The 6,959-nt window shown below is 62.1% G+C and carries 5 protein-coding genes; all 5 read right to left on the bottom strand.

The window, feature by feature from the left end:
• Nucleotides 1–132: 132 nt before the first annotated feature.
• From BOP96_RS28860 to BOP96_RS28840, 5 genes are read right to left on the bottom strand one after another with little or no spacing between them, the layout of a single operon-like run.
• Complete coding sequence (locus BOP96_RS28860; RefSeq protein WP_014718166.1) at nucleotides 133–888, bottom strand: energy transducer TonB; 756 nt, start codon at nucleotides 886–888, stop codon at nucleotides 133–135.
• Nucleotides 885–1,331, bottom strand: coding sequence for a protein TolR (gene tolR, locus BOP96_RS28855; protein WP_073454697.1), 447 nt, complete (start codon nucleotides 1,329–1,331; stop codon nucleotides 885–887). Before tolR ends, BOP96_RS28860 begins: the two co-directional genes overlap by 4 nt.
• A gap of 15 nt (nucleotides 1,332–1,346) precedes the next feature.
• Complete coding sequence (gene tolQ / locus BOP96_RS28850) at nucleotides 1,347–2,039, bottom strand: protein TolQ (protein ID WP_014718164.1); 693 nt, start codon at nucleotides 2,037–2,039, stop codon at nucleotides 1,347–1,349.
• Nucleotides 2,040–2,086: 47 nt separating this feature from the next.
• Nucleotides 2,087–3,952, bottom strand: a complete 1,866-nt coding sequence (locus BOP96_RS28845) for a phytase (protein WP_073454696.1) — start codon at nucleotides 3,950–3,952, stop codon at nucleotides 2,087–2,089.
• A gap of 35 nt (nucleotides 3,953–3,987) precedes the next feature.
• Nucleotides 3,988–6,498, bottom strand: a complete 2,511-nt coding sequence (locus tag BOP96_RS28840) for a TonB-dependent receptor (protein WP_038449890.1) — start codon at nucleotides 6,496–6,498, stop codon at nucleotides 3,988–3,990.
• Nucleotides 6,499–6,959: the final 461 nt, after the last annotated feature.

The raw sequence follows: 6,959 nt of genomic DNA, 5'->3' as shown, positions 1-6,959 counted from the left end.
GCCTGGCACAGATCCCCTGTGGAAGCGGGCTTGCCCGCGAAGGCGGTGTGTCAGTCACTGAATATTCAACTGAGCCACCGCTATCGCAGGCAGGCCAGCTCCCACAGGTTTTGGGGAGGTGGCTGGAGAAGCTCATTTGATGCGGTAGTGGAAGGTGTTGCGCACTGCCGGTACGGCAACAGCCTTGCCATCGACGATTCTCGGCTGGTAGCGAAAAGTATTGGCCGCCGCCAATGAGGGCCGAATGAACAACGGGTGACAGCCGTCCAGCACCTTGGGGTTTTCCACGTGGCCCTGGGTGTTGACGGTGTACTCCACCGAACAGTCGCCTTCGATGTTCTTGTCCAAGGCGCGTTCGGGGTAGTCGGGGGCGGCCTTGCTCAAGGGTTGGTACTGGCGGCTGTCGAATGCAGGGGTAGGCACAGGCACGGCGGCTCGGGCTTTTTCCGAAGCAGCACGCGCCTGACTCAGACGCTGCTGTTCCAACGCCTGATTGCGCTGCTCGGTCGCCATGCGCTGCTGTTGTTGCTCGAGTTTCTTTTCTTCCACCCGCTTGCGCGCCAGCGCGGCTTTCTCGAGCTTTTGCGCCTGGACCTGCGGATCGACCGTCGGTTTGGTTGGTACCGGGATGGCAACAGGTTCTGGCAGTGCGGCAGCGACGGGTTCAGGTGTCGGAGCAGGCGCCGGCGCGGGTAAAACCACCCACTGCGTGTGCATCACCCGTGGCGCTGGCACCCCCGGTCGCTCCGTTGACCAGCCCAGCATCAACGCCACTGCCACCGCACCATGCAGCGCCACGGCCAGGCTCGCTGCCAGGCTTTTACGCCAGAAACCATCGCTGTCAGGCGCCAAGGCCAGTGCCGGACTGTGCATGATCATCACCGTCATTGTGGGGCCTCTGTCACCAGCCCAAGATTGCTGATGCCGCCCTTCTGCAGCACCGCCATGGCCGCCACCACACGGCCATAACCGGCATTGTCATCAGCGCGGATATACACCTGGGTATCGCTGCGCGCCGCCACCACCTGCATGACCTTGGCGCTCATTTCTTCCAGGGTCACCGCGCTGTCGGTCTGCTGGCGGGTATCCAGTTCGCCCCCCAGGTTCCAGTAGTAGCCACCGTCCGCCTTCACCGATAACGTCAGGATCTGCTGGCGCGTATCGGTGGCCAGTGCCTCGGCGGCGGCCTTGGGCAGTTCGATCTTCACGCCCTGGGTGAGCATGGGCGCGGTGACCATGAAAATCACCAGCAGCACCAGCATCACGTCGATGTAGGGCACCACATTCATCTCGGCCTTGGGCCCGTGCTTGCGTTGCGGCCTGATCAACATCGCTTTGCTCCTTGTTCAGGCGGCCACGGCCAGGTTGTTCGAGGTACCGCGCAGTGTGCGGTGCAGGTGCACTTGCAGCTCATTGCCAAAAGCGTAGTAGCGCGTGAGCAAGGTCTGGCTGCGTGCCGCAAAGCGGTTATAGGCGACCACTGCCGGAATCGCCGCAAACAGGCCAATGGCCGTGGCAATCAAGGCTTCTGCAATACCCGGTGCCACGGTCGATAGGGTGGCCTGTTGCACCTGGGACAAGCCGAGGAACGAATTCATGATGCCCCACACGGTCCCGAACAGGCCGATGTAGGGGCTGACCGACCCCACCGTGGCCAGAAACTGCAAGCCCTTTTCCAGCTCCAGCTCCTGCTCGGTGATCGCTACCTGCAAGGCGCGCTCCACACCCTCGAGCACTGCCGGATCGTGGTGGTGCAAGTGCTGGTATTCCTGCATGCCGGCAATAAAGATCGGCGCCACACCGCCCTCGCCCGCCTGCACGGTTTCGCGATACAAGGGTTGCAGGTCCGACGCCACGCGAAAGCGCGCCAGGAAGCCGTCAAGCTGGCGTTCCAGACCACGCAGCACACTGCTGCGCTGAATGATCAGGTACCAACTGAGCAAGGACGCCAGCAGCAAAGTGACCATCACAGCCTTGACCAACAGGCTGGCGTCGCTGATCAAGCTCCAGATCGTCATATGTTCCATCGTCGCGTGCATGGTGAAGCTCCTATTCGATTAAAAACGGATGACTGCGTGATGACAGCTCAGGGTAATTTCAACGCACGGCTCACCTCGGCCCAGGGCACGAACTTGAAGTTCTGGGCTTGCTCGGGCATGCGCTTGCGCCCGTCCTGCACCACCAGCATGCCTTGGCTCCATGGCCCGCCGAGGTTGACGGCAGTGACCTCCAGGCCATCGGTTTCCGAGGCGCCATCAATGCCGGCGGCCGCATTGAGGCCAACGCGCAAGGCGCCGCGCACAGCGAATGGCGGCTCGGCGTCCAGCACCAGGTAGCTGTCATTGCCTTGGCTGGAGACCACCAGGTAATCCCGTGCGGGGCTTTGATACAGCGCCAGGCCTTCGACGTCCGCGTGCAGTTGCGCGCCTACTTTGATCACCGAAGTGAGCGTGGCCGGTTGCTCGGCACGGGCATCCATCGCCCACACGCCGACATCTTCCTCACCGATAAACAAGCGTTGGCGCTGGTCATCGGCCACACAGCCCTCGGGTTGACTGTCGACCTTGAACTGACGCACCAACTCGCCCTGCACACGGCCAGCCGGTGCACTCAGGCGGTATTGCAGGAAGGTGCCATCCTTGTCATTGGCAAATGCATAGAGTTCACCGCTGGCGGGCTGGTACAGGCAGATGCCGTAGATGTCCTTGAGTGGCGTGGAGACCTCACCGGCTTCACGCAGCTCGCCGCTCTGACGGTCGATGCTGAACAGGCTCAAGCTGTTGCGGTCGCGGTTACTTGCCACGGCCAGGTCGACGGTGTGCGTACCCAGTTTGAAGCCTGGCCGTAGGTCGACATTGTTCAGGCGCCCCACTGCCAGTTCCTGCAGCAGCTTGCCGTCGAGATCGTAGGCCAGCAGGCCCTGTTTCTTGTTGGTCCCCAGCACACGGCTTTTGGCCGGTGTTTCCGGGTGAATCCAGATGGCCGGGTCATCCGCCGCGTCGCCCTGGCGACCCACGGGTTCGGTCTGGCGCAGTGCAGCGACTTGGGCAAGTATCGGCGCAACCGGCACTGGCGTGGCTTGCCAGTCGAGACGGCCCTGATAGAGCTGGCCGCTGTTGTCGTCCCGCACCAGTACCTGCCGGCCCTGTATCGCCAGTTGCTCCGGTTCTTTGAGGCCCGGCAAGGCCAGGCTGGATTGCCCGACCCAACGCTCCCCGACTTGCTGGAACAGGTGCAACTGCGCGGTTTTCGGGTCCAGCGCGAGCATCCCGCCCGGCACCAGCGCCATGACGCCGGCTTCGCGCTGGGGATCGTCGAACAGCGCCACGGGCGTGCGCTTCACCTCGGCTTCCGGGTGCGCCGGGTAGGCCCACCAGCCGACGTTTTGCTCATTCACCACCAATCGCTCGGTCGCATCGTCCACTTGGCAGTATTGCGCCGATGGCGGCAGTGGCAGGCTGCGAACACGCTGCGCCTGGGCCAACAGGGTCGCACCATTGCCCACCAGCCACTGTTCGCCCTTGCCCTCTTCACCGACCAGAAACACAAACAGGTTGGCCGCCGCATCGCGATAGAGGCACAGGCTGTTTACCGCAAAGTCGCGGGGCGGCAGGTACAGCGGCGTACCCCAGGTTTTGCCGGCGCCATCGAGGCCGATCAGCAAGGCCTGCTGGCGGTCGTTGTCGAGGCTGGCGATCAGCGATTGAGTGCCGGCAGTGCGTGTGTCGAGGCTGCTGAAACGGCCTTTGAAGCGGGCCAGTTCGACGCCGTTATCGTCGAGCAGCAGCAGGCCGTCGCGGGCACTGGCCGCTACGCGCTGGGTGCCGCCGGGCAGGAAGGCAACGGCTTGGGCGTTAAGGCTCGGTGCCCACGGGGTCAACGGTAGGTCAGTGGCGAACGCATTGGCGCTGCTAACCAGTACGACCAGCAGGCACAGCTTGGAAATTCTCATGAACAGACAAATCCTTCAGGAAGCACGCGTTATCGTTAGAAATGGGTGAATGTCAGGCCCAGCTTGTAGGTGGGTCCGTACTCTTCGTACTGGCCGTTGTAGCTGCGGTGGCCGGTGTAGACGAAGTACGACTCATCGGTGAGGTTCTGTGCCTCGAAGCTGACCTGCAGGTTCTTGGTCAGCGAGTAGCGCGCGCTGAAATCAACGAAGGTTTGCGCGTCGACGTGCAGGTCATGGGCCTTGTCGTTGATCGACGCCAACTCGTACAGGTAGGCCGATTTGTAATTGGCCGAGAGACGCAGGCTGAGTGTGTCGTCTTCCCAACCGAGCATCAGGTTGCCGACCGTGTCCGATTGGTTGGGCAGGCTGATGTTGCGCTTGCGATTGCGCCCGCTGGCACTGTCGAAGCCCTCGATGTCCGCGCTGGAACGGCTGAAGGTGCTGTTGGCGCCGATCATCAAGCCGTTCCACGGCGCAGGCAGCCAGTCGAACTTCTGTGAGTAGGCCAACTCCAGGCCATAGAGTTTGGCGCTGTCGCCGTTGGCAAAGGTGTGCGCCTCGGCGAAGTTGGCCCAGGCCCCGGTACCGGCGACATCGGTGTTGTAGACGAAGTTCTGGATGTCTTTGTAGAACACGAATGCCGACACGGTACCGGCACGGCCCATGAAATGTTCGATGCCCAGGTCCAGGTTGCTCGACTCCAGAGGCTTGAGGTCCGGGTTGCCGAAGGTGGCTTCGTCATCGTCGATCACAAAACCTGGGGCCAGTTGGCCAAAGGTCGGACGCACCACCGATTTGGTCCAGGCGGCGCGCACTTGGGTGTTCTTGTCAATCTGGTAGCGCGCATGCAAGCCCGGCAGCCAATGGTGATAACGGCGCTTGGTCTCGGTGGCGCTGAACTGGCCGTCCGTGGCGCCGGTGCCCTTGGCTTCGAATTCAGTCCCCTCGTAACGCATGCCGGCAATGAAGCGCCAGTCGTCAATATCGACGGTGTTCATCAGGTAGCCGGCGTTGATGTCTTCGCGGATGGTGAAGTCGTTGACCGTGGATTCGGTGGGGTCATAGAAGTCATCGCGATTGAGGCCGCCGATCAACTGGCGGATATTGCTCGCGCTGATGCCTGGGCCAAAGCGGCCGAGACGGTAGTCGACGCTGCCCTTCTGGAACTGCGTGAGGTTGAGTTGTTCATCGCTCAAGCCCTGTTCATCCAGGTCCTTGTAGACCCAGGCCTCCAAGTCATTGTCCTTGTGGCGTCGGCTGACCTTGCCGCCGAACTTGAACTGGGATGCGTAACCGCGCAGGTCGTAGTCGCGCGCCAGGTCCAGGCGCAGGTTTTTCTCGGTGTCCTGGGTGTGCTGTTTTTCCCAGTCGACTTTGTCGAGGCTGAAATTGGCAGGGTCGTAGAAACCGCTACCAACGATGGGCCGCGGCTTGGCCTTGTCGTAAAAGCCGCTGTGGGCAAAATCACCGCCATCGAAGGTCGCACCGGCAATATGCCCCGGGCTGTCTTCGCTGGAACGGCTGTAACCGGCCTGGCCGCTCAAGGTCCACAGGCCGAGCAGGCGTTCACCGCCCAATACGTAGGACTGGATTTGCTGGGTTTCCTCGCGGTTCTTGAGCTTGCGTTTGCCCTCGGCTTCGCCCAATTCACCGGGCGCTTGCGGGTCAGCGAACTCGAGGCTGGCGGCGTTGCGGGTTTCGGTGTCTTTGTAGCGACTGTAGAGCGTGCGCAGGTAGTAGCTGCTCAGGTCATCGGGCTTGTAATCGAAGTTAAGGCCACCACCGGCGCGTTCACGGCTGATGTCGTAGTCGCGCTGCTCGAATTCGTTGAGCCGGGCGCCGTTGGTGAAGTCCCAGGCGCCGCCAGTTTCGACGTTGTCCGAGCCGAAATCACGCTTCTGCCAACTGAGCGCCGCGGCCACGCCAAAGTTGTCGATACCGTCGCCGAGGCTGAACCGGTTACTGGCGGCGCCAGAGAATTTCGGGCTGGTCTGGTGCGTGTTCTTGTCATAACTGGCCTCGGTGCTGCCGGTGTAGAACAGGCCCTTGTGGTCGAACGCCGAGAGGCTCTTCACATCGACAGTGCCGCCGAGGGAGTTGGCGTCCATGTCCGGTGTGAGCGTCTTGATCACCGACAGCGACTGCACCAATTCCGAGGGCAGAACATCGAGGGCCACGGCGCGGCGTTCGCTCTCGGGGGATGGCACCAGGGTGCCGTTGATGGTCACGCTGTTGAGGTCCGGGCCCAGGCCGCGCACGCTGACAAAGCGGCCTTCGCCCTGGTCACGTTCAACGCTGATGCCTGGCAAGCGCTGCACCGCCTCGGCAACATTCTCATCCGGCAACTGGGCGACGCCGTCGGCATGCACCACGCTCTTGATACTGTCGGAAGAGCGCTGCTCCTTGAGGGCGCTGTCGATCGCAGCGGCTTGGCCGACCACATCGACATGCTCGGTGGCCGCTTCGGCGGCGTTGAGCCGCTCGCAGGCTATCGCCAGAGCCAAGGCGGTAAGCGTAAAGCTGACGAGCCCGGTGCGCTTGTACATGAAACCCTCCCCAAGAATCCGTTGGCGCCAGGCAAGGGGCCCGGCAACTGGGAGGGCAAGCTAGGGATGAGGCGTGACGGTTCTGTGACAAGGTTGCGGGCAGAGCCTGTCAAAGCGGGGTTTACAGGCTTCTGGAGGGTACAAATGAGCTGAAATGACCTCGGCCAGATGCGGGAGCAAGCGGGCTTGCCTGCGATAGCGGCCGGACAGCCGATGCTTATCTCTCTGACACCCCACAGTCCAAATGTGGGAGCTGGCTTGCCTGCGAAGACGGCAGTTCAATCGACAGAGAAGTCGAATGTGCCGCCCAGGTAACCACGATGCGAAGCGAGCCGCTCTTGATCTGCTCTTGATCTTGATCTTAGGCGCCCCGTCAAACCACGCTGGCCGGAATTCGACAGTGATTTGGGGGGTAAACCGGCAGGGATGCCGGTTTAGCCGCCCCGCGCCATGGATGGCGC

The organism is Pseudomonas sp. FSL W5-0203, from assembly GCF_001896155.1.
Lineage (GTDB): Bacteria > Pseudomonadota > Gammaproteobacteria > Pseudomonadales > Pseudomonadaceae > Aquipseudomonas > Aquipseudomonas paracarnis.
This window is presented reverse-complemented; position numbering and strand designations above follow the sequence as displayed.

What these genes read in the sequence shown, in the direction of transcription:
- BOP96_RS28840 (WP_038449890.1), bottom strand. Translation starts at nt 6,498, where the DNA reads ATGTACAAGCGCACCGGGCTCGTCAGCTTTACGCTTACCGCCTTGGCT.
- BOP96_RS28860 (WP_014718166.1), bottom strand. Translation starts at nt 888, where the DNA reads ATGACGGTGATGATCATGCACAGTCCGGCACTGGCCTTGGCGCCTGAC.
- tolQ (WP_014718164.1), bottom strand. Translation starts at nt 2,039, where the DNA reads ATGCACGCGACGATGGAACATATGACGATCTGGAGCTTGATCAGCGAC.
- BOP96_RS28845 (WP_073454696.1), bottom strand. Translation starts at nt 3,952, where the DNA reads ATGAGAATTTCCAAGCTGTGCCTGCTGGTCGTACTGGTTAGCAGCGCC.
- tolR (WP_073454697.1), bottom strand. Translation starts at nt 1,331, where the DNA reads ATGTTGATCAGGCCGCAACGCAAGCACGGGCCCAAGGCCGAGATGAAT.